This window comes from Streptomyces sp. NPDC053513 (genome assembly GCF_044544765.1).
GTDB lineage: Bacteria > Actinomycetota > Actinomycetes > Streptomycetales > Streptomycetaceae > Streptomyces > Streptomyces litmocidini.
Genome location: NZ_JBITXP010000026.1, coordinates 1 through 22,281 on the forward strand (window position 1 = coordinate 1; position 22,281 = coordinate 22,281).

Sequence of the window (22,281 nt, forward strand, 5' to 3'; positions counted from 1 at the left end):
GGGGGCCCCCCCCGGCGGGGGGGCGCCCGGCCCCCCGCCCCCCCCCGCCCCCCCCCCGCCCCCCCGGCCGGGGGGGGGGGGGCCCCCCCGCCCCCCCCCCCCCCCCCCCCCGCCGATGGGGGCGACCTCGCCCTCGCGCACGAGCCGACGGAGGGCCCCTCGGCGGACACACAGGAGCGCCGGAGCACGCAAGTGCGCACAGGGAGCGGTCGGCGGGCTCGGTGGGCGCCGGTGCACGCCGCGTCCTGTGCGTGCCCTCGCGCGCCTCCCGGAAGGCCCGCGCGCCCTACCGGCGCCCACGGGGCGACGGAAAAGATGAGCGCACCGCACATGAACCAGGTGACCCGCACCCCTGCCCTCGGACAGGGGACACGCGGCGGAAGGAGCTCATGGTGTTGCTTCTCGTCTCCCCGGACGGCGTCGAGGAAGCCCTCGACTGCGCGAAGGCCGCGGAACACCTCGACATCGTCGACGTCAAGAAGCCCGACGAGGGCTCGCTGGGCGCCAACTTCCCCTGGGTCATCCGGGAGATACGCGACGCGGTGCCGGCCGACAAGCCGGTGTCCGCCACCGTGGGGGACGTGCCGTACAAACCGGGCACGGTGGCGCAGGCCGCGCTCGGCGCGGTCGTCTCCGGCGCCACGTACATCAAGGTCGGCCTGTACGGCTGCACGACTCCCGAGCAGGGCGTCGAGGTCATGCGCGCGGTCGTCCGCGCGGTGAAGGACCACCGCCCCGAGGCGCTCGTCGTCGCCTCGGGCTACGCCGACGCCCACCGCGTCGGCTGCGTCAACCCGCTCGCCCTGCCCGACATCGCCGCCCGCGCCGGAGCCGACGCGGCCATGCTGGACACCGCGATCAAGGACGGCACGCGGCTCTTCGACCACGTCCCGCCCGACACCTGCGCCGAGTTCGTCCGGCGCGCCCACGCCTCCGGCCTGCTCGCCGCCCTCGCGGGCAGCGTCCAACAGGCCGATCTCGGCCCGCTGACCCGCATCGGCACCGACATCGTGGGCGTACGGGGAGCGGTCTGCGCGGGCGGCGACCGCAACGCCGGGAGGATCCGGCCGGATCTGGTCGCCGCCTTCCGGGCGGAGATGGACCGGCAGGCCCGGGAGCACGCCCTCGGCACCCCCGTCGCGAACTGACCGCCGGGATGCCGACACCGGAAGCCGCCCGCGTCACCGGGCATCGCACCGCACGCCTCCCCGTCGTCGACCCCGCCACCGGGGAGGCCTTCGACGAGGCCCCCGACCAGTCGCCGGACGAGCTGGACGAGACGGTCGCCCGGGCCCGGCGGGCCTGGCACGGCTGGCGCGCCGACCCCGCCGCCCGCACCGCCGCCCTGCGCTCCGCCGCCGACGCCGTGGAAACGGCCGGCGACGACCTCGCCCGGCTGCTCACCCGGGAACAGGGCAAGCCCCTGGCCGAGTCGTACGCCGAGATCGCCCGTACGGCGGCCCGGCTGCGCCACTTCGCCGACCTGGCTCCCCGGACCCGCCGGATCGACGACGGCCGGCCCGTGCACAGCGAGGTCCGCTGGCGGCCCGTCGGGCCCGTCGCCGCGATCGTGCCGTGGAACTTCCCGCTCCAGCTCGCGGCGGCGAAGTTCGCGCCCGCGCTCGCCGCCGGCAACACCGTGGTCCTCAAACCGTCCCCCCACACCCCGCTCGCCACCCGGCTGCTCGGTTCCGTCCTCGCCACCGTCCTGCCCGAGGACGTCCTGACCGTCGTCACCGGCCGCGAACCCCTCGGCGCCCGCCTGGCCGCCCACCCGGGCATCCGCCACGTCACCTTCACCGGCTCGGTGCCCACCGGCCGGGCCGTCGCCGGGGCCGCGGCGGCCTCGCTCGCCCGGGTCACCCTGGAACTGGGCGGCAACGACGCCGCCGTCCTCCTGGACGACGTCGACGTGGACCGGATCGCGGACCGGCTGTTCTGGGCCGCGTTCCGCAACTGCGGACAGGTCTGCATGGCGGTCAAACGCGTCTACGCCCCCGCCCGGCTCCACGCCGAGGTCGTCGAAGCCCTCGCCCAGCGCGCGAAGACCGTCGCGGTCGGACCCGGACTCGACCCGGACACCCGGATCGGCCCGGTCAACAACGCCCCCCAGCTGGCCCGCGTCGAGCAGCTCACGCGGCAGGCCCTGGCGGCCGGGGCCCGGGCCGCGGCCGGCGGCCGGCGACTCGACGGAGCGGGCCACTTCTTCGCCCCCACGATCCTCACCGACGTCCCGCCCGACAGCCCGGTGGTGACCGAGGAACAGTTCGGACCGGTCCTGCCGGTACTGCCGTACCGGCACCTCGACGAGGCCGTCGACGCGGCCAACGGCACCGGCTTCGGCCTCGGCGGCTCCGTCTGGGGCACCGACCCCGACCGGGCCGCGGCGGTGGCCGACCGGCTCGAATGCGGCACGGCCTGGATCAACCACCACGCCGAACTCTCCCTCGCCCAGCCCTTCGCGGGCGTCAAGGACAGCGGCGTCGGCGTCGCGGGCGGATCGTGGGGCCTCTACGGCAACCTCCGGCCGTTCGTCGTCCACCGCCCGCGCGAGGAGGACGAGTGACGACGAGGTTCCGGGCGGCCGTACTGCGCTCGTACGAGGATCCGTTCACGATCGAGGAAGTGGCCCTGCGCGCGGAGCCCGACCCCGGCGAGATCCTGGTCGAGATCGCGGGAACCGGGATGTGCCGCACCGACCTCGCGGTACGGCGGTCGGCCGGCCGCAGCCCGCTGCCGGCGGTCCTCGGCCACGAGGGCGCCGGGGTCGTGGTGGCGACCGGCGGCGGCCCCGACAGCGCGCTCGGCGTCGGCGACCACGTCGTCCTGAGCTTCGACTCCTGCGGACACTGCCGGAACTGCCGGGCCGCCGCCCCCGCCTACTGCGACTCCTTCGCCTCCCTCAACCTCTTCGGCGGCCGCGCGGAGGAACCGCCACGACTCACCGACGCGGCCGGAAAGGCGCTGGCCCCCCGCTGGTTCGGCCAGTCCTCCTTCGCCGCGTACGCGCTCGTCCCGGCCCGCAACGCCGTCCGGGTCGATCCCGCCCTGCCGCTCGAACTGCTCGGGCCGCTCGGCTGCGGCTTCCTCACCGGTGCCGGAGCCGTACTGAACGCCTTCGCCGCGGGACCCGGCGACACCCTCGTCGTCCTCGGCGCGGGAGCGGTGGGCCTGGCCGCCGTGATGGCGGCCACCGCCGCCGGCGCACGGACCGTGGCCGTCGACCGGCACCCCGAACGGCTGGACCTGGCCGAACGGTTCGGCGCGACACCGTTGTCCGCCGGATCGCGCGGACTGTCCGAGCGGATCCGCCGACTGACCGACGGCGGAGCCCAGTACGCCCTGGACACCACGGCCTCGGCCCCGCTCGTCAACGACGCGCTCCACGCACTGCGCCCCACCGGCGTCCTCGGCCTCGTGGCACGCCTCCACACCCCGCTGCCGCTCGAACCGGGCACGCTCGACCGGGGCCGATGCATCCGCCACATCTGCGAGGGCGACGCGGTGCCCGGACTGCTGATACCCCGGCTGACCGGCCTGTGGCAGGCCGGCCGCTTCCCCTTCGACCAGCTGATCCGCACCTACCCGCTGGCCGACGTCAACGAGGCCGAACGCGACTGCGACGCCGGCCGCGTGGTCAAACCCGTCCTGCTGCCGGAAAGACCGGAGAGAAGAGACCGATGAGCGAAACCTCCACCACCGAGGAGTTCCCCCGTCCCGCCACCGGAGGAACCGGAGGAGACGCGGCCGCCACGGCGACTCGGCGGGCCGACACGGAAGGCGTGGACGGAGGCGTGGGACTGACCGCCCTCCTGGTCGCCGCGGCCCGCGCGATCGAGACCCACCGCCACGACAGCCTGGCCCGGGACGTCCACGCCGAACACTTCGTCCGCGCGGCCCCGGCGTGCGGGGGCTGGCCGGTACGCATCGGGCAGGTCCCGGAGGGGGACGACAACCCGCTGTGGGGCAGGTTCGCCCGCTACTTCGGACTGCGGACCCGGGTCCTCGACGACTTCGTCCTCGGGTCGGTGCACGACGGAGCCCGCCAAGTGGTCCTGCTGGGCGCGGGGTTGGACACGCGCGCCTTCCGGCTGGACCTGCCGCCCGACTGCGTGGTCTTCGAGGTCGACAGGGCGGGCGTGCTGGCCTTCAAGGAGCGGGTGCTCACGGACCGTTCGGCCGCCCCGAGGGCGAAGCGCGTCCCCGTGCCGGCCGACCTGCGCGCGGACTGGGTCACCGTGCTGACCTCCGCCGGCTTCGACCCGACCGCACCGAGCGTCTGGCTGGCCGAGGGGTTGCTCTTCTACCTGCCGAGCTCCGTCGAGACGTCCCTCATCGACACGGTGGACCGGCTGACCACCGGGGGCGGCGCCCTGGCCTTCGAGGCCAAGCTGGAGAAGGACCTGCTGGCGTACCGCGACAGCGCGATCTACGCGGCGACGCGGGAGCAGATCGGCATCGACCTGCTCGACCTCTTCGACCTGGGACCGCGCCCCGACTCGGCGGGGCTCCTGACGGCCAGGGGCTGGTCCACGTCGATGCACACGCCCTTCGACTTCACCCGCCGGCACGGGCGCGGCCCCCTCCCCGAGCCGAACGACGCCCTGGAGGGGAACCGATGGGTCTTCGCCCACAAGCCGGGGCGGTGACGTCCACCGGGCCGGCCGGCGTCCCGGGACGGTCGGCGCCGCCCCGGGACACCCACGAGCGAGCGGTGTCAGGGTGTCAGGCGGCCGGGGCGCCCACCAGCCGGTCGCCGGGGATCCCGGCCAGGTCCGGTGCGTAGTACTCCTCGATGCCGGCGGCCCACGTGGCCACGGTGATGCGGTCCTCGGAGTCGGGGCCGAAGGCGTCGAAGAGCGCGTGGATGTTGGCCTCCTCGAAGCCGATCGCCGTCATCAGCGAGAGGAAGAGCGGGCGCTCGATCAGGCCGTCCCCGTCCGGGTCGCCGAGCGCGGAGAGCGCCTCGGCGAACTCGGTGACCGTGGGGCCGAAACGCTCGGGGTCGAGCACGAAGGGGCGGAACTCGTCGACGGTGATCACGCCGTCGCCGTCGACGTCCAGCTCGGTGGCCAGCGTCGTCCACCAGCGGCGGAACGCGGTCCGGATGGCCTCCCTGGCGCCGGCGTCCGACGCGACCGCCGCCTCCAGAACGCGTCCCGTCATGAGGTCGAAGTCGCCGGAGTCGATGACTCCGTTGCCGTTGGCGTCGAAGAGGGAGAAGACCAGCTCGACCCGCTTGGCGGCCTCAGCGCGCATGTCCGTCACCTGTCTCGTACGGCCCGTCGGTCCCGGGCCTGGCTCAATGAGTGCTTCCACGTAACCGTGCCGAGGGCGGGGGCGTGACGGTGAGGCGGTCGCCATTACCGGAAGGAGTGAGTCCACCGACAATCGGTCCGGGCGGCGCGGACCGGTCGCGGGCAGCCCGCGGGACCGTGAAGCGGGGCCGGCCGATCAGCAGTGCGACGCCGAGCTGATCCTGATGCCGGTGAGCGTCTCCTCCGCATCGAAGTGGTCCATCGAGTTGGGGGCCAGACAGGTGTAGTAGGTCTGGCCGTATTCGGTGTAGCGCAGCCAGGCGACGTCGTCGTTGCGGGTGTTGTACACGTAGTTGGCTCCGCGGGCGGCGGTGCTGAGGTTCTGGTAGCCGGATGTGATGTCCTGGTACCTGGCGTCGGGGTTCCCGGCGTTCCACCTGTCGATGTTCTGGTAGAAGCAGACCTGGGGGTAGGTGCAGCCGTTCCAGGAACCGGCGGAGGCGCCGGGCGCCAGGACGAGTACGGTGCTCGTGAAGGCCGTGAGCGAGACCGCCACGGCGGCGATGCGCTTCGTGAACGTCATGAACCAGAAGTATGTCGGTGGAGGATCCGACTCCGCAGATCAGATCCGGCCCCGTGCCTCACCCTGCCCGAGGCTCTCCTCGCACACCCCGTGCCTCATCCTTCGCGGGTGCCGACGGGGACCGCGGGCCGGGCCGCGAGACGGCGGGCTTCGGCCATGACCGCGGCGCCGGCCTGGGCCACGGCCCTGCCGCCGTGTTCGAGCATGCCGTACTCGTCGTCGAGTTCGGCCGGCCGCTCGGGCAGGGGCAGCCCATGTCCGTGGCGCCGGTGGATCCGGAAAAGCTGACGACGGTGATGATCCGGCTGGATACGCTGACCTGCCATGACCAGCTGAAAGGTGCTGCGATGAGCCAGTACTTCGACATCGGCGAGGAGACGCTCTGGAACCCCTCCAACGGGGCCTCTCGTATGTTCCAGCGTCAGGTAACGGTCTTCGAAGCGGAGTTGGGTCTCCCCTCGGGCATCGGGCCGATGGAGAACGACGAGTGCCAGATCGACCCCGACACCTTCGAGACCTTCGTCGACGCCCTCCTGGCGAAGCACCGGAGCGTGAGCCACTCCGTCTGGCTCGCGCTCTCCGACGGCTTCACCGCCACCGTGCTGGTTCTCGCGGAACGCGCCGGGGTCGAGGTGGACTGGGCACGGCACGGAGCCGTGCCGGAAGGCCCGTTCGCAGACCTGCAGGTTTCCGCCCTCACGGGGATGTCCGGCCCGGTGGAAGGCGGAGCCTGGGCCGCGGGCCTGCGCGAGAAGGCGCGGGAGCTGGAACGGCGCATGCCCCGCTGACCGGGGCGGCCGCGTACGCCGAGTGGACGTTCCAGGGACGTGCGGGGAGGAGTTTCGGTCGGTCGCGCCCCGGCGAGGTCCGTTCATCCGGTGGCCGGAGCCGGGGTCGCGGCAGCGGGCCCGGAGGGCGCGGGTCGTGCGACCGGCGCCCTCCGGGCCCCCACGGTGACCGGGTCAGTTGATGGTCCACCGCTGCAGAGCGCCGCCGGTGTCGGGCTGCTGCGTCACGGCCGCCCCGTCGGTCGTCGACGCCGAGGTCAGCGACAGGCCGCTGAGGACCGAGGCGACGCCGTACGTGCCGGAGGACTGTCGTACGACGTTCCACCGCTGGTTGCCGCCACCGTGGCAGGTCCACTGGATGACCCTGGCGCCGGCGCCGGCGGAGCCGTTCTCGATGTCGGCGCACTTGCCGGACTGGCTGTTCCTGATCTCGTAGCTGCCGTCCGGCTGCTGGGTGAACGTCCACTTCTGGTTGTTGCCGCCGTTCGGGGTCCAGGTGATGAGCTGGGTGCCGTCGGCGGTGCTGCTGTTCGGGTTGTCGAGGGCCTTGCCGCCGGTGGTGAGGGTGTGGATCCCCGTGAGGGGCGCGGGGGCGGTGCCGGTGGCCGTCAGCGTCAGGCTCTGCTCGCCTGCCGTGCGGCCGGCGCCGACCGCGCTGCCCGTGGTGTCCGTCCAGGCGCGGACCGGTGTGGTCTCGGCGAGGCGGGTGGCATCGCCGGAGAGGCCGATGACCAGACCGCTGTACCGGTTGACCAGCTTCAGCGTGCCGGTCGGCGCGTTGTCGGCGGCCGAGGCGCCGCGGATGACGAACCACTCCTGACCGACGGTGGATCCGCCGGTGCCCGCCGCCGTGACCGTGGGCTTCGCCCCCCACGCGCGGCCGGCCGTACCCGTGGAGTCGACGCCGAGCAGCTGCCCGGTGGAGGAGTTGGCGATGCGGTAGGAGCCGTCGCCCTTCGCGGTGAAGATCCAGCTCTCCAGCGCCGAGCCGGTGGCGGCCGCCGTGGACGTGGTGGCCGAACCGCCGGCGACCTGGGCGAGGACGCGGCCGCCGGCGCCGGCGATCCGGTACGTCTTGGTCGTGTCGACGGGGGCGGCGGGTTCGTTCGTGCCGATGGTCAGGTTGACGTACTCGCTGCTGGATCCGTTGGAGCAGCCGAAGGAGCAGTACGAGCGGAAGTCCTTGCCGGTGACGCCGGAGCCGGTCTTGCTGCGGCTGTCGAGGAACCAGCGGTACCAGGAGGCGTTCTTGTAGCCGCCGGTGTCGCCGAGCCTGAACCACTTCTGGGTGGTCAGGTCGTCGGTGGCGTACAGCTCCTGCGAGGCGTTCCCGCTCTGGTCGACGGCCTGGGGCTCGCCGATGTACAGGCCGAGATAGGCGTTGTACGTGATGTCCATGACGAACAGCGGCGAGGTGGCGGGCGTCAGACCGGCGGCGACCTGCTGGGCCACGGAACCGGCGTGGGCCGGGTCGTACTCCTTCGCGGTCGGCACGTAGCCCGTGGTGTTGCCGGCGCCGACCGGGACCATGGTGGACTCCCGGCCGCCGACGCCGGGCTGGGACCAGGAGCCTCCGTACCACTTCTGCCAGGAACCGGGCGCCATCTTTCCGGAGATCGGGGCCCGGGCGACGTGCCCGTAGAACGCGGCCCAGCCGCCGCCCTTGTTGACGATCCGCGAACCGTAGAAGGCGTAGAAGTAGCCGGAGGCGGTGTCCACGAAGAGCCGCGGGTCACCGGTGCCGTAGTGGTAGGTCTGCTGCGGGAAGGCGGTGGTGTCGCCGCGCTTCGTGCTGTACGGCGAGGTGATGACGTGGCCCTTGACGGTCCACGTCCTGCCCTGGTCCTTGGAGACCGCGTAGTCGATGCCGTCGAAGTGAGCGGTGTCGCCGAAGGGCTGGGGGGTGAACTCGTTGTGCACGAGCCCGTACCAGTCGCCGGTGTCCGGGTCGACCCACATCCCGGTCAGGTCACAGTAGTTGCGGTGGGCGTAACTGCTGCCGGCCGGGGCCTGGGTGGCCTCCACGCCGGTGGGGCTGTTGTTGCAGCGCCAGGTGGTGTCGTTGTTGCGGTCGAGGGAGTTGGCCGGGTTCACCGCGTCGCTGATGGCGCCGGACCGGGTGGCGGTGTCGTGGTCGCCGCCGGTGTAGAAGCTCCACCTGCGGCCCTCGTTCGCTCCGTAGAGGGCGTGCGCCTGCTGGAAGTAGAAGGTGCCGTCCTTGTCGACGTACGGGCTCGCCGGAGTGTCGTCCGGGTTCGTCCACGAGCCCTTCGCGCCGACGGTGACGGTGTAGGTCGCCGTGGGCGAGACGGCCGCGGCCGACGGGACGGCCAGTGCGCCGCCGACGGCGGCGAGGGCCGCTGCGGCGACGAGGGCCACCGATCTGCTGACAGGAGTTGTCACGGGTACTCCCTGGTCGTGGAGCCGCGGGTGGGGCCGCGGCTCCGGTCGGATGCGACGCCGTGGACCGGCGTCGGCGGTGCCCGGGCCACCGTGGGGCGTGGCCCGGGCACCTCGCTCTCCCGCTGGGGCGGAGGAATTCCTGGGGGTGTCGCCGTGGGACCGGACGGAGAGGAGGCGGGGCGGGCCGGCTGAGAGGTCCTCGGCCGGTTCGGGTACCGGGCGAACAGCCGATCCCGGAAGGACTGCTCGCCGAGGTGGTCGGGACGCCGGGCGACGGCGGCCCGGAAGGGGCGCTGTCGGTCCCTGCGGACCGTCGGGCTCTCCCACGTCGTGGTGGAGCCGGTTCGTACGGCGGCTCCGGGTGTGCCGGTGTCACCGTGGCACGGACTCTAGGATCCCTTTGACCGGTAAAACAAGAGTCGTACGGAGGGAAGTTCAACTTCCGCGGCTTGAGTTCCGAGGGTCGCCGACAGCCCTTCCGACAGCCTTTCCGACGGCCTTTCCGAAGGTCGCCGGCGGCCTTGCCGACCCGTGGACCGGCCGTGCTGCGGCTTGACCGCGGCCGGGGGCGGGGATACGTTGCCGCCCCGGTCGACGATCAGCAGGACGGGGACGCCATGGTGACGATGCGGGACGTGGCCGAACGCGCCGGCGTCACCAAACAGACCGTCTCCAACGTCGTCACCGGACGGGTCGCCGTGCGCCCCTCCACCGAGGCGCGGGTGCGCGCCGCGATCGCCGAACTGGGCTATGTGCCCAACCTCGTGGCGCGCTCGCTCGCGACGGGAAGCACCCGCACCATGGGGCTCTTCGTGCCCACCGTCTCGGCGCCCTTCTACGCGGGCATGGTCGAAGAGGCCGAGGAGACCCTGGAGGAACGCGGGTATCACCTGCTGCTGTGCACCACACGCCGTGACGGGGAACGAGCCCGTCGGCATCTGGCCGGGCTGACGAGCCGTTCCGTGGACGCGCTTCTGATCGCCGGCGACCAGGGCCTGACCGACCACCTGCCGCTCCTCGCGGACGCCCGCTTCCCGGTCGTGCTGTGCGCGTGGGAGGCCGCGCTGCCGGACGGCTTCCCGGTCGTCACCATCGACTACGAGCACGGTGGACTGCTGGCCGGCCGGCACCTGCGGCAGCTCGGTCACGAGCGCGTGGCGGTCGTCGCGAGCCCCGCGCATCCGGTGCGCGTCGAGGGGTTCCGGCGGGCCTTGCGGGAGAACGGTCTCGTCCTGCCGGACGGCGCGGTCCATCTGGCCGCGGAGCCCACCTTCAAGGAAGGGGTCGCGACCACGCTGGAGGCACTGCGCGCGAATCCCGGCACGACGGCGCTCTTCGCGACGCACGACGTCCTCGCGGCGGCGGCCGTGGAGGCCGCCCGCAGCCTGGGGCGCTCGGTCCCGGGCGACCTGTCCGTCGTGGCGTACGACGACACTCCCGAGGGTCTCCTGTCGGGCTCGACGTTCACCAGCGTGGTGCTGCCCATGCGCGAGATGGTCCGGCAGGCCGTCGACCTGGCCCTCGGGGCGGTCGACTCCGCGGCCGGCCCCGACCTCCGTCCGCGTACCCTGCTGCCCGAACTCGTCGTCGGGGACAGCACCGCCCGACCGGGATGAACCCGCCGGCGCTCGCGCGGCGGCACCCCGTGAACCGGGACGACCGGGCCTACTTGATCGATCCGGCGGTCATGCCCGCGCGCCAGAACCACTGGAGGGCGAGGAACGCGATCAGCAGCGGTATGACGGGGACCAGCGACCCGATCACGACCGGCGGCGGAGGCACCGGGACGTGGCCGGCGTTCCGGCCGCCGCCGGCATCGAGAACGCCGCCCCGCGCCGCCGGCTACACGGTCGGCACGGCCACCACGACCTCACTGGACGCCTACGCCACCGAGGACGCGCTCTCGCGGCTGGCCGGCCAGGACGTCGAGGGCATCACCCTGTCGGTGCCGCCGATCCACGTCACCCCGCGGCAGGCTCTCGAACGACAAGGCCGAGGCGGCGCGCGAGCGGTCCGTCCCGCCTTCCTGCCGTTCGCCCGAACGGTCCGCCCGCGTTGCTCCCGGCCGCGTGGGCGCCTCGGATGGAAGCGGTGAGGACGAGACCGCCGCCCCGGTGAGCGTCGGCCCGATGAACAGGAGCGCACCCCCATGTACGTTCGCACCATCTACGCCATCGGTGATCCCGCCAAGGTCGACGCGTGTGTGGACGAGCTCCGCGAGGAGGCCCCCAGGGCGTTGGCCGGCCAGCCCGGATACCGGGGCTTCGCGCTGTTCGCCGACCGCGAGCTCGGCAAGATCCTCACGGGTTCCTGGTGGGAGAGCGAAGAGGCGGTGCGGAACAGCGACGAGCAGCTCAAGGAGCGACGCGCGACGATGCTGGCGCCGTTCGCGGACACCGTGACGGTCGACAGCTGGGAGGCGGCGGTGTTCACTCCTGCCGCGCAGGTCGGACCCGGCGCGGGTTTCCGCCTGACCCGGTTCGAGATCGACCCGTCCGACGCCGACCTGCTGGTGGAGACGTTCAGGAGCGCCACGCTGCCCAAGGTGCAGGCCATCGCGGGCTTCGAGACCGCGGCGATGCTCCTCGACCGGGCCGGGGGACGGGGCAGCGTGGGGGTGATCTACACCGATCAGGCCGCGCTGGCGGCCTCCCGCGGCAAGCAGTCGGCGGCCCGCAGCGAAGCGGTCGCGAAGGCGAGGGTGTCCATCCGCAGCATCGAGGAGTTCGAGGTGGTCACGCTCGAACGCCGGTAGGCCGTCCACGTGTGAGCGGGTGGCGAAGTACGGCCGCCCCGCACCGGTCCGGCGTCGTGACGCCGGAGTGACGGCCCATCGGGTCGGCTCCCGCTCGGGGGCCATGGCGATGGCCTTCCTGCCGAGGGGCGCCCCGGCGGGCCCCGTGCGCGCATGAGCCGTTCGACCGCTCGACCGTCCGGCCGTTCAGCGGGCGGCCTCGGGCTCAGCCGCTGCGGTCCCGCCGGATCCTGCGGGCACCGTGGACACGGCGGTCGGCGCCGAAGCACGAAGGCGTCGGCGGCCCGGCGGTCCGACGGCCTCCGAGGGGGTGGTCACGCGGCCACCGCCTCCGCGGGCGGGGCGACGCCGGAGCGGTGTGCCGGCCTTCGGCGTAAGGTCAGGGGTGTGCGACCGATCAACACCCCCGGCGCACCGGCCCCGCCCGCAGCGTCCCGGCCCGCCGCGCCGCCGTCGTCGCTGTCGCCGTCGCGGGCGGGCGACTTCATGCAGTGCCCGCTGCTCTACCGGCTCCGGGTGATCGACCGGCTGCCCGAGAAGCCGAACGCGGCGGCGGCCCGGGGCGTGCTGGTGCACGCGGTGCTGGAGCGCCTCTTCGACGTCCCGGCGGCGGAGCGCACGGCCGCCCGGGCCCGGGCCATGGTGGCGGGCGAGTGGGAGCGGCTCCTGGCGGCGCGGCCGGAGCTCGCGGAGCTGTTCGCGCGGGACGGCGGGGCGCTCGTCCCGGAACGGATCGCGGAGTGGCTGGCCGCGGCGGAACAGCTGGTCGAGCGGTGGTTCACCCTGGAGGATCCGGCCCGGCTGGAGCCCGCGGAGCGAGAGCTGTTCGTCACGACCACGCTGGACTCCGGGCTGAGGCTGCGCGGGATCATCGACCGGGTGGACGTGGCCCCGACCGGCGAGGTGCGGATCGTCGACTACAAGACCGGCCGGGCACCCCCGCCCGAGTACGCGGCGGACGCGCTGTTCCAGCTGAAGTTCTACGCCCTGGTGCTGTGGCGGCGGCGCGGCACCCTGCCGCGCCGCCTGCAGCTGGTCTACCTGGGCAGCGGGGACGTGCTGACGTACGACCCGGCGGAGGCCGATCTGCGGGCCGTGGAGCGCAAGCTGCTGGCGCTGTGGGACGCGATCGGGCGGGCGACGCGGACGGGCGACTGGCCCCCGCGCCCGAGCCGGCTGTGCGACTGGTGCCCCCACCGGGCGGTGTGCCCGGCCTGGGGCGGCACCCCGCCGCCCTATCCCCTGCCCGTCGCCCCGGACCGGGCCGCGGGGGAGGCGGAGCGCCCGGCCGCCGACGCCGGCTGAAGTCGGGGGCGCCTGACACCCGCACATGTGCGGCGTGCATTATACGCTTCATTGCTGACATTTCCCCCTTTCCTCTATTTTTCTCCCCGAAAAGGGTGGATTGTTACGTCTGGGGCGCCTAGCGTGGGGGCAGACAGTAATTCGAATGCATATTCGATCCGAGGACGGCTGCGCGGGAGCACGTCCTGCCGGACGAGGACCGCGTCCCCTGCCGGCCCGACCCGCCCGGAACCGCCGTCTCAGACGCCAGGAGAACGGCGTGAACCTCACCTTCACCACCGCCACCAAGGAACAGGCCAAGGCCCGCATCGCGCTCGCCGGACCCACCGGATCGGGCAAGACCTACACCGCCCTGGTCACCGGCACCGGGCTCGGCGAGCGGGTCGCCCTGATCGACACCGAGCACGGCAGCGCCGCCAAGTACGCCGACGAGTTCGCCTTCGACACGCTCCCGCTCACGACGTTCCAGCCCACCACCCTCGTCGACGCGCTCGCGGTGGCCGCCCACGAAGGCTACGACGTCATGATCGTCGATTCCCTGAGCCACTTCTGGTCCGGCACCGGCGGGATGCTGGAGCAGGTCGACAACGCGGCCAAGCGCCTCGGGGCGGGCGGCAGCTTCGCCGGCTGGAAGGAGGCCCGTCCCCAGGAGCGGGCGATGATCGACGCCCTGCTCGCCTACCCCGGTCACCTCATCGTCACCATGCGCACCAAGACCGAGTACGTCGTGGAGGCCGACGAGCGCGGCCGCAAGGTGCCGCGCAAGATCGGGCTCAAGCCCGAGCAGCGGGAGGGCATCGAGTACGAATTCGACATCGTCGGCGACCTCGACCACGAGAACACCCTGGTGATCTCCAAGTCGCGGGCGAAGCCGCTGTCCGGGACGGTGCTCCACAAGCCGGGCCCGGAGTTCGCCGAGGCCGTCCTCGACTGGCTGGAGGCCGGCAAGCCCGCCCTCTCCGTCTCCGACTACGTCACGGCGGCCACCGCGCCGGGCGCCGGCCACGAGGAGCTGCGCGCCCTGTACGAGGAGGCCCGCCGGCACAACCTGCTGGGCGCCGCCGTCCTGGACGACAGCGGGGAGACCTGCACCCTCGGCCAGTTGATAGTGCGCCACGGCACCGCGGCGGCGAGGAGCAGGGTCGCCGAGGACGTCGAGTCCGGGGCCGGGACCAAGCGGGGGAACGGGACCGAGCGGAAGGACAAGGTCGCATGAGCCTCAAGGAGCACGCCACCCGGGTCGCCGTGCTCCGGGTGCTGCGCGACACCGTCGACGCCGAGTACCGGACCGAGCGCCACGAGGTCCTCGAAGAGCTGCGCGCGGCCCGCGCCGAGCTGAACCTGAAGTCGGTCCGGGTGACCCTGCCGGACGACACACCGGTCGCCCTCCTCACCCTCGTCGACCCCAAGCCGACGGTCGTGGTCGCCGACGAGGAGGCCTTCACCGCCTGGGTGGCCGACAACCACCCCGGCGAGGTGGAGACGCTGGTCCGGGTGCGCCCCGGCTGGCAGCGGCAGTTCCTCGCCCGGCTGACCTGCCTCGATCCGGTCGCCGACCCGTACACGGGGGAGACGATCCCGGGGCTGGGCGTGTTGTCGGCCTCCGAACCGCGGTCGTTCAGCCTGCGCCCCCTGCCCGGCGGGTGGGAACGGATCGCCCGCGCCTGGCACACCGGCACGCTCGACCTGAGCCGTCTGCTCCCCCTCACGGGCGGGGAGGACCTCCCCCGCAGGGGTGGCGCGGACCTCTCCTTCAAGGGCGGCGAGGACCCGTGACCGCCGTCATCGCCCACCCGGACCGGGACGCGCTCGGCACGGTGTGGTTCCTGGTCTCCCAGACCGGTCACCTCGATTGCGGCCGTTGGACGTTCGAGGACGACAAGCGCCTGCGGTGCGCCTGCGGGGCCGTCCTGTACGTGTACCAGCAGCCGATCGATGCGGCGGGAAGCGGCGCACCGGCGTCAGCCGGGACGCTCCCCCGCGGAAGGGAAGAGCGCATGCTGCCGGCCGAGACGGCCCAGCTCGTCGCCCTGGTCGCGGCGATGTGCCCGTCGATGCACCTGGAGGACACCACGACGGACGCCTGGCACCTGCTGCTCGCCGACCTGGACGTCGCCGATGTACGGGCGGCCGTGACCAGGCTGGGCAGGGAGCGGTCCCGCATCGCCGCCGCCGACATCCGCGCCGAGGTGCGCGCGATCCGGGAGGAACGGCTCGCGCGCAACCCGCTGCCGCTCCCGGACAGCGACCCCGACGACCCGCGCCGTTATCGTGCGGAACTCCTCGACCTGGTGACCGCGATCGCCTCGGGACAGCGAGTCGAGCGCATACCCGCCGCCCCGGGCGGCCCGCCCTCCCGCCTCACCGGCTCGAAGCGCGACCCGCACGTCCGCTTCCTCCGCGTGCCCTGTCCCTGGTGCGGGGCCGCCGTGGGCCGTCCCTGCACCGTCCCCCGGCTCGGAATCCCGCTGAGGAGGGCCCCCGCCCACCAGGCACGGCTCCTCGCCGCCGGACTCGCCGAGCCCGGACCGGGGCAGGAGGGGGAAACGAGGTGAACCCGATGACCACCCCCGCTCGATGAAGGGCCGCCGCACCGGAGCCCTTCCCTCCCTCGCCACCGCGACCCCCCTGGAGACCCGCGCCGCCCGACTCGTCCCTCACACCCGGCCGGAGCGGCGCGGCCTCCCCCCGGGCGCCCTCATCACCGCCACGAGGCCGCCCGTCGCACTCGAACCGGCACGGGTGGGGAATCACCCGTCGCACGAGAGGAAAGCCGCCATGGTCGGTGAAACCGTCATCACCGTCGTCGGCAACCTGACCGACGACCCCGAGCTGCGCCTCACCCCGTCCGGCGACACGGTCGCGCACTTCACCGTCGCGTCCACGCCCCGCACCTTCGACCGGCAGAGCAACGAATGGCGGGACGCCGAGACGCTGTTCCTGCGCTGCTCGGTCTGGCGGCAGGAGGCGGAGCACGTCGCCGAGTCCCTGACCCGCGGCACCCGCGTCATCGTCCAGGGGCGGCTGCGCCAGCGGACGTACGAGAACCGGGAGGGCGAGAAGCGGACCGTCGTCGAGCTGGAGGCCGACGAGATCGGCCCGTCGCTGCGGTTCGCCGCCGCGACGATCGTCAAACCCCCGCACACCGGCGTCCCCGCCGGTTCCCGCGGCGGCCCCCGCCCTCCCGCCGAGGACCTGTTCACCCGGCCCGACGGCGCCGAGCGGCCGGTCCCCGCCGAGGGCGGACGACACGCCGCCCGCGAGGAGAGGGAGCCCTTCTGACGGACCGGCGCACCCGTGCGCCGGCCACGACCACACACCGCACCCATCCGAGGCGGACCCCATGAAGGAACAGGACCGCGAGGAAGCGCTCGAACTCGCCCTCGCCCAGATCGAAAAGCGGTTCGGCACGGGCTCGGTGATGCGCCTGGGCGATGAGCCGGGGGTCCCGATCGGGGCCATCCCCACCGGCTCGATCGCCCTGGACCTCGCCCTCGGCGTCGGCGGCCTGCCGCGCGGCCGCGTGGTGGAGATCTACGGCCCGGAGTCCTCCGGCAAGACGACCCTGGCCCTGCACGCCATGGCCAACGCGCAGAAGGCGGGCGGGACCGCGGCGTTCATCGACGCCGAGTACGGCCTCGACCTCGAGTACGCCAAGCGGCTCGGCGTCGACACCGACGCCCTGCTGGTCTGCCAACCGGACAACGGCGAGCAGGCCCTGCAGATCGCCGACACCCTCATCCACTCCGGCGCCCTGGACCTCATCGTCGTCGACTCCGTCGCCGCGCTGGTGCCGCGCGCGGAGATCGAGGGCGAGATGGGCGACCCGCACGTGGGTCTCCAGGCCCGGCTGATGAGCCAGGCGCTCCGGAAGATCGCCGGCGCGCTGGGCCACTCCGGAACCACGATGGTCTTCATCAACCAGCTCCGCGAGAAGATCGGCGTGATCTTCGGCTCGCCGGAGACCACTCCCGGCGGCCGGGCGCTGAAGTTCTACGCCTCGGTCCGCCTCGACATCCGCCGCATCGAGACCCTCAAGGACGGCACCGAACCGGTGGGCAACCGCACCCGCGTCAAGGTGGCCAAGAACAAGGTCGCTCCGCCGTTCAGGCAGGCCGAGTTCGACATCCTCTACGGCCGGGGCATCAGCCGCGAGGGCGAGCTGATCGACATGGGCGTCCAGCAAGGTCTCGTCCGCAGGTCCGGCACCTGGTACACGTACGAGGGCGACCGGCTCGGCCAGGGCAAGGAGAACGCCCGCGCCTTCCTCAGGGACCACCCCGACCTCACCGACGAGATCGAGAAGAAGATCAGGGAGAAACTGGGCATCGGGGCGAAGCCGGAGGACCCGGCGACGGAACCCCGGGCGGACACGGCGAACCGAGTGGCCGCACCCGGCACCGTACCGTTCGACTCGGTCGCGACCGGTCGGCGCCTCACCGGGACGACCCCGTCGGCCCCGAGCGGTCCGGCCCCCCGCGTCCTCCTCGACGGCACCCCGGCGGGGCCGTGAAGACCAGCCCGCCGCTCCCTCACCCCGGCGCGAGGCGAACGCCGGTGAACCGGGGCGGCACCGCGCTCCCCGGCACCGCCACGCCCCGGGGCGAGACGCCCCGGGACGAGATGCGGCCCCGGGGGAACACGCCGCTCCTGGGTGGGACGCCGACGCCGGGGAGGACGTCGCCTCCGGGCGGGACACCGACGCCGGGTGGGACACCGACCCGGGGCGGACCCGCCGTCGGCCGGCCCGCCGTCGGTCGGCCCACTGCGGCGGACCCGGCCCACCGGCTGGTCGCAGCCCCCGCCGACGGCGAGGACCGGGCCACCGAGGCGGCGCTGCGCCCCAAGGACCTGGACGGGTTCATCGGCCAGGAACGGGTCCGCGAGCAGCTCGACCTCGTCCTCAGGGCCGCGCGGCAGCGGAGCGCCACCGCCGACCACGTGCTGCTCTCCGGCGCCCCGGGGCTCGGCAAGACCACCCTGGCGATGATCATCGCCGCGGAGATGGAAGCCCCGCTGCGCATCACCTCCGGCCCCGCCATCCAGCACCCCGGGGAGCTGGCGGCGGTCCTGGCCTCGCTCACCGGCGGCGAGGTCCTCTTCCTCGACGAGATCCACCGCATGTCCCGGCCCGCCGAGGAGATGCTCTACCTGGCGATGGAGGACTTCCGCGTCGACATCGTCGTCGGCACCGGCCTGGAAGCGACCGCCATGTCCCTCGAGCTGCCGCCGTTCACCCTCGTCGGCGCCACCACCCGGGCCGGCCTCCTGGTCCCGCCGCTGCGCGACCGCTTCGGCTTCACCGCCCACATGGAGTTCTACGAACCGGCCGAACTGGAGCGCGTCATCCACCGCTCCGCCCGGCTGCTGGGGGTGGAGATCGAGCCCGCGGGCGCCACCGAGATCGCCGGCCGTTCCCGCGGCACGCCCCGCATCTCCAACCGGCTGCTGCGCCGGGTGCGGGACTACGCCCAGGTCACCGCGGACGGGGTGGTCACCCGCGAGATCGCGGCCGCGGCCCTGGGGGTCTACGAGGTCGACTGCCGCGGCCTGGACCGCCTGGACCGGGCCGTGCTGAACGCCCTGCTGAAGCTGTTCGGCGGCGGACCGGTGGGCCTGGCCACCCTCGCGGTCGCGGTGGGGGAGGAGCGGGACACGGTGGAGGAGGTCGCCGAACCCTTCCTCGTACGGGAGGGCCTGCTGGCCCGGACGCCCCGCGGCCGGGTCGCGACGCCCGCCGCCTGGGCCCACCTCGGGCTCGCACCGCCGCCCGAGCCGTCCTGGGTCGCGCCCCCGGGCCCCCACCGGAACGGCGATTCCGACAGGAGGGCCCGCCCGGAAGGCACACCGAACGGACCGCCTCCCTGACCACCCCCCACCACCGGCCCCCGCCACGGTGAGCCCCACGGCCGCCGCTCGTACGAGAACCGCCGAAGACCGGCCGCCCCACCACTGCGCCGAGCCGTTGAAGCGGACTGGTCCGGAAACGGTCCGGATCCTGGTGCGCGCTCCTGGGCCGGCGGGAAGTTCCGAGTGCGTTCACGAGCGGGGCACCGGGACGCAAGGCGGTGGCGCGGCCGCGCAGCCGTCCAGGCCGTACGCCGACCCCCGCTCGCCGCGGGGACCGCCCCTGCGTTTCCGTGACTCGGAAAGGGCGGGCCTCAGCGAGGCCCCGGTCCCGCGACGGCCAGCGCGTCCACCACGAGGTCCGCGATCCGTCGGGGTTCCTCGTTGGGGAGGAAGTAGCCGGTGCCGGGGATCGTGACCACCGTCGCGTGCGGGCAGGCCTCCAACGTGCGCCGTTCCTCCGGGGTGAGCCCGCCGTCGCCCTTCTACGCGTGCGCGACCCACACCGGCACTCCGGCCGCGCACAGGCGCGCGGCCGGTCGCTCGTGCCCGTGGAGGTGGTCCAGGTAGCAGCGGAGAATTCGGCGTACACCGGGCCACCCGATCAGACCGGGCGCGGTCCGGATTCCGTGCGCTGGGCCGTTGTCGCGAACCTTGCCGGCCGCGGAGGACGGCGGGGTGCCTCGGCCGCGGTCATGCCGGCTCGGGGCAATGATCGGCGGCGGTTTCCGGCGGCCTCGTGCCTTGCGAACGGTCGGGCGAGGACGGCGCCCGTCTCCGTCAACTGCCGCGCGGCGGGGGAGAGGCGTCGCCGACGGCGGGCCACCCGGGCGCGGAAGTCCTCCGGCAGCGCACCGGGCGTGGCGCGGGCGAGACCGCCCTCGACCGGCACCCGACCTGTTCGCGCAGACAGCGCGGACAGGACCCTCGGAGCGTGCCGCCGGCCCCGGCGGAGCCGGCCCTGTCGTCCGTGCTTCGGTGTCAGTGGTGTCTGGGAGGCTGACCGGTATGAATGGCGACGAGCAGCTGTTGCGCGGCCGGGTCTACGGCCGTGACCACGACGACCCCGATCCGGGTCCGCGGCCGGGCCGGACCTACGCCGAACTCGTCGGCGGCCCGCTGGACGGCCTGCTGCTGGACATCCACGGGTGGATGCCGGAGGAGGTCGACCAGGGCGTCGCCCTGACCACAGAACTCGGCCGGTGGCCCGGAGGCCGCGCGCTGTACGATCCGCGGCCCGGTGGACAGCGCGCGCCGGGCCCGGGAGTCGCCTGCCGCCTCTACTACACCGGCGACATACCCTGACCGACGCTCCCTGACCGCCGGGCGCCGGAGGTGAAGGGCAGACATGGCCCCGGAATCCTCCCCGCCTCGATGGGCCGCGTCCGGTTGCCCGTCGGCGTTTCGCCCCCGCGACCTCCCCCGGGCCTTGGACGAGGCCACCCGTCGATCAGCCCAAGGCCCGTACGGAACGCGGGGGCGCCGACGGGGTCCTCCTCCACGCTCTGCGCGAGGAGGACCCTGCGGTACACGCGTCGGGCTGCCGGAGGGTCAGATGACGCCCTGGGCCAGCATCGCGTCGGCCACTCGTTCGAAGCCGGCGATGTTCGCGCCGGTCACGTAGTCGCCGGGGGCGCCGTAGCGTTCGGCGGTCTCGTGACAGGTGGCGTGGATGTCGTTCATGATCCGGGCGAGTTCGCCCTCGACCCGTTCGGCCGTCCAGGACGTCCGCGCGTGGTTCTGCGCCATCTCCAGCGCGCTGACCGCGACGCCGCCCGCGTTGGCCGCCTTGCCGGGACCGAAGGCGACGCCCGCCTGCTGGAACAGGCGGACGGCCTCGGGGGTGGTCGGCATGTTGGCACCCTCGGACACGGCCTTCACACCGTTGCGGATCAGGACCGCGGCGTCGCTCTCGTCCAGCTCGTTCTGGGTGGCGGACGGCAGTGCGATGTCGGCCGGCACCTCCCAGACCCGCCCGCCCGGCACGAAGCGTGCCGAGGAGCCCCGGCGTTCCGCGTACGCGTCGACGCGGCCCCGCTCGACCTCCTTGACCTGCTTGAGCAGCTCCAGGTCGATGCCCTTCTCGTCGACGACGTAACCCGACGAGTCCGAGCAGGTCACGGCGTTGGCGCCGAGGGCGGCCAACTTCTCGATGGTGTAGATCGCGACGTTGCCGGAACCGGAGACGACGGCCGTCTGCCCCTCCAGGCCCTCGCCGCGCTCGCGCAGCATGGCCCCCGCGAACAGCACGTTGCCGTAACCGGTCGCCTCGGGGCGGATGAGCGAGCCGCCCCAGCCGTTGCCCTTGCCGGTGAGGACGCCGGCCTCCCAGCGGTTGGTGATGCGGCGGTACTGACCGAACAAGTAGCCGATCTCACGGCCGCCGACGCCGATGTCGCCTGCGGGGACGTCGGTGTGCTCACCGATGTGCCGGTACAGCTCGGTCATGAAGGACTGACAGAACCGCATGACCTCGGCGTCACTGCGTCCGTGCGGGTCGAAGTCGCTGCCGCCCTTGCCGCCGCCGATGCCGAGACCGGTCAACGCGTTCTTGAAGATCTGTTCGAAGCCCAGGAACTTGATGACGCCCAGGTTCACCGAGGGGTGGAAGCGCAGGCCGCCCTTGTACGGGCCGAGCGCGCTGTTGAACTCCACCCGGAAGCCGCGGTTGACGTGCACGCGACCCTTGTCGTCCTGCCACGGCACCCGGAAGACGACCTGCCGCTCGGGCTCGCACAGTCGCTCCACGAGCCCGGCCTGTGCGTACTCGGGGCGGGCCGCGAGCACCGGCGCGAGCGTCTCCAGGACCTCGTGGGCGGCCTGGTGGAACTCGGGCTGTGCGGGATTGCGGTGTTCGATCTCCTTGAGGAGGTCGTCGAGGACGGTCTGCGTCTCGGATCGAGTCGTCACAGAAAGCCTTTCTGGCGCGGCTGTCACCGGATCCACCACAAGGTGCGGCTCGCTCGGGTCCGGTCCATTGATGGATGTTACGGCGCCGTTGCCGCACACAGGACGAATTAAGTGTCACGCCCATGTAAATCGGTGACCAGAGTGCGGCCAGGAGTGCTCACAATCCGAGACGGCCTCCCTTCGAGACGGCCTCCCTTCGGGACCGCCGGTCCGTGTCGACCGCGAAGCCCTCACACCGGGAACGGACATGGGGAAGCTGGGGACGGGCCCGGGCCCGGACGCTTGGCTCGCGGGAGGCGGGGAAGGCGGTCGTCGCATAGCGTCGACGCAGGCGCGTACGGACGGACGCGCCGACGATGCGCCTCCGCACCCGCGTGCGGACGGCCCGGCGGGCCTGCCGAGCGGCGACCCGGTCGGTCGGGTCCTTCCACG

The 22,281-nt window shown here is 73.3% G+C and carries 20 protein-coding genes and 1 pseudogene; 15 read left to right on the top strand and 6 right to left on the bottom strand.

The window, feature by feature from the left end:
• The first annotated feature begins 392 nt into the window (after positions 1 to 392).
• Genes ACIGW4_RS31125 through ACIGW4_RS31140 form a run of 4 tightly spaced genes read left to right on the top strand, consistent with a single transcriptional unit; the run spans position 393 to position 4,649 of the window.
• A complete protein-coding gene (locus ACIGW4_RS31125; RefSeq protein ID WP_123458884.1) occupies positions 393 to 1,148 on the top strand; it encodes a (5-formylfuran-3-yl)methyl phosphate synthase in 756 nt (251 codons plus the stop codon).
• 8 nt (positions 1,149 to 1,156) lie between these two features.
• Positions 1,157 to 2,566 (top strand): aldehyde dehydrogenase family protein, encoded by a 1,410-nt coding sequence (locus tag ACIGW4_RS31130; RefSeq protein WP_399584328.1) that lies wholly within the window; start codon positions 1,157 to 1,159, stop codon positions 2,564 to 2,566.
• Positions 2,563 to 3,684 (top strand): NAD(P)-dependent alcohol dehydrogenase, encoded by a 1,122-nt coding sequence (locus ACIGW4_RS31135; RefSeq protein ID WP_399584331.1) that lies wholly within the window; start codon positions 2,563 to 2,565, stop codon positions 3,682 to 3,684. Before ACIGW4_RS31130 ends, ACIGW4_RS31135 begins: the two co-directional genes overlap by 4 nt.
• Positions 3,681 to 4,649: a class I SAM-dependent methyltransferase gene (locus ACIGW4_RS31140; protein WP_399584334.1), complete on the top strand. Its 969-nt coding sequence runs from the start codon at positions 3,681 to 3,683 to the stop codon at positions 4,647 to 4,649. The genes ACIGW4_RS31135 and ACIGW4_RS31140 overlap by 4 nt, the downstream gene beginning before the upstream one ends.
• Positions 4,650 to 4,725: 76 nt before the next feature.
• Here the strand turns inward: ACIGW4_RS31140 and ACIGW4_RS31145 are convergent, their stop codons facing one another.
• Together ACIGW4_RS31145 and ACIGW4_RS31150 are read right to left on the bottom strand one after the other, a co-directional pair.
• Entirely contained in the window at positions 4,726 to 5,259 is a 534-nt protein-coding gene (locus ACIGW4_RS31145; RefSeq protein WP_123458883.1) for an EF-hand domain-containing protein, read from the bottom strand.
• A 195-nt stretch (positions 5,260 to 5,454) separates the two neighbouring features.
• On the bottom strand, positions 5,455 to 5,841 hold the full coding sequence (locus ACIGW4_RS31150) for a hypothetical protein (RefSeq protein WP_123458166.1): 387 nt from the start codon (positions 5,839 to 5,841) through the stop codon (positions 5,455 to 5,457).
• 347 nt (positions 5,842 to 6,188) lie between these two features.
• Between ACIGW4_RS31150 and ACIGW4_RS31155 the strand changes: the two genes are divergently transcribed.
• A complete protein-coding gene (locus ACIGW4_RS31155; RefSeq protein WP_399584473.1) occupies positions 6,189 to 6,629 on the top strand; it encodes a DUF6086 family protein in 441 nt (146 codons plus the stop codon).
• 174 nt (positions 6,630 to 6,803) lie between these two features.
• Here ACIGW4_RS31155 and ACIGW4_RS31160 read toward each other — a convergent pair whose 3' ends face one another.
• Positions 6,804 to 9,032: an RICIN domain-containing protein gene (locus tag ACIGW4_RS31160; protein ID WP_399584337.1), complete on the bottom strand. Its 2,229-nt coding sequence runs from the start codon at positions 9,030 to 9,032 to the stop codon at positions 6,804 to 6,806.
• A 542-nt stretch (positions 9,033 to 9,574) separates the two neighbouring features.
• Here ACIGW4_RS31160 and ACIGW4_RS31165 point away from each other — a divergent pair.
• Entirely contained in the window at positions 9,575 to 10,648 is a 1,074-nt protein-coding gene (locus ACIGW4_RS31165) for a LacI family DNA-binding transcriptional regulator (RefSeq protein ID WP_359586963.1), read from the top strand.
• Between the two features lie 49 nt (positions 10,649 to 10,697).
• Here ACIGW4_RS31165 and ACIGW4_RS31170 read toward each other — a convergent pair.
• Positions 10,698 to 10,805 (bottom strand): annotated as a pseudogene (locus ACIGW4_RS31170) (carbohydrate ABC transporter permease); the annotation flags it as partial.
• Positions 10,806 to 11,181: 376 nt separating this feature from the next.
• On the opposite strand from ACIGW4_RS31170, the gene ACIGW4_RS31175 reads away from it, so the two are divergent.
• The 8 genes from ACIGW4_RS31175 to ruvB all read left to right on the top strand — a co-directional run bounded on the left by ACIGW4_RS31175 (position 11,182) and on the right by ruvB (position 18,960).
• Entirely contained in the window at positions 11,182 to 11,787 is a 606-nt protein-coding gene (locus ACIGW4_RS31175; RefSeq protein ID WP_123458163.1) for an antibiotic biosynthesis monooxygenase, read from the top strand.
• A gap of 387 nt (positions 11,788 to 12,174) precedes the next feature.
• A complete protein-coding gene (locus tag ACIGW4_RS31180) occupies positions 12,175 to 13,092 on the top strand; it encodes a RecB family exonuclease (protein ID WP_399584341.1) in 918 nt (305 codons plus the stop codon).
• Between the two features lie 259 nt (positions 13,093 to 13,351).
• Positions 13,352 to 14,308, top strand: coding sequence for an ATP-binding protein (locus tag ACIGW4_RS31185; protein ID WP_123458161.1), 957 nt, complete (start codon positions 13,352 to 13,354; stop codon positions 14,306 to 14,308).
• Complete coding sequence (locus ACIGW4_RS31190) at positions 14,305 to 14,868, top strand: hypothetical protein (protein WP_399584344.1); 564 nt, start codon at positions 14,305 to 14,307, stop codon at positions 14,866 to 14,868. The genes ACIGW4_RS31185 and ACIGW4_RS31190 overlap by 4 nt, the downstream gene beginning before the upstream one ends.
• Positions 14,865 to 15,647, top strand: coding sequence for a hypothetical protein (locus tag ACIGW4_RS31195; protein WP_359586969.1), 783 nt, complete (start codon positions 14,865 to 14,867; stop codon positions 15,645 to 15,647). The genes ACIGW4_RS31190 and ACIGW4_RS31195 overlap by 4 nt, the downstream gene beginning before the upstream one ends.
• A gap of 223 nt (positions 15,648 to 15,870) precedes the next feature.
• Positions 15,871 to 16,374, top strand: a complete 504-nt coding sequence (locus ACIGW4_RS31200; protein WP_359586971.1) for a single-stranded DNA-binding protein — start codon at positions 15,871 to 15,873, stop codon at positions 16,372 to 16,374.
• A gap of 61 nt (positions 16,375 to 16,435) precedes the next feature.
• Positions 16,436 to 17,605 (top strand): recombinase RecA, encoded by a 1,170-nt coding sequence (gene recA / locus ACIGW4_RS31205; protein ID WP_399584348.1) that lies wholly within the window; start codon positions 16,436 to 16,438, stop codon positions 17,603 to 17,605.
• Positions 17,606 to 17,649: 44 nt separating this feature from the next.
• Entirely contained in the window at positions 17,650 to 18,960 is a 1,311-nt protein-coding gene (gene ruvB, locus ACIGW4_RS31210) for a Holliday junction branch migration DNA helicase RuvB (RefSeq protein WP_399584352.1), read from the top strand.
• 293 nt (positions 18,961 to 19,253) lie between these two features.
• Here ruvB and ACIGW4_RS31215 read toward each other — a convergent pair whose 3' ends face one another.
• Positions 19,254 to 19,385: a hypothetical protein gene (locus tag ACIGW4_RS31215; protein ID WP_399584355.1), complete on the bottom strand. Its 132-nt coding sequence runs from the start codon at positions 19,383 to 19,385 to the stop codon at positions 19,254 to 19,256.
• A gap of 562 nt (positions 19,386 to 19,947) precedes the next feature.
• Between ACIGW4_RS31215 and ACIGW4_RS31220 the strand changes: the two genes are divergently transcribed.
• A complete protein-coding gene (locus ACIGW4_RS31220; protein WP_123458156.1) occupies positions 19,948 to 20,244 on the top strand; it encodes a hypothetical protein in 297 nt (98 codons plus the stop codon).
• A 246-nt stretch (positions 20,245 to 20,490) separates the two neighbouring features.
• On the opposite strand, the gene gdhA is transcribed toward ACIGW4_RS31220, so the two are convergent.
• Positions 20,491 to 21,849: an NADP-specific glutamate dehydrogenase gene (gdhA, locus tag ACIGW4_RS31225; RefSeq protein ID WP_185094858.1), complete on the bottom strand. Its 1,359-nt coding sequence runs from the start codon at positions 21,847 to 21,849 to the stop codon at positions 20,491 to 20,493.
• Positions 21,850 to 22,281 lie beyond the last annotated feature (432 nt).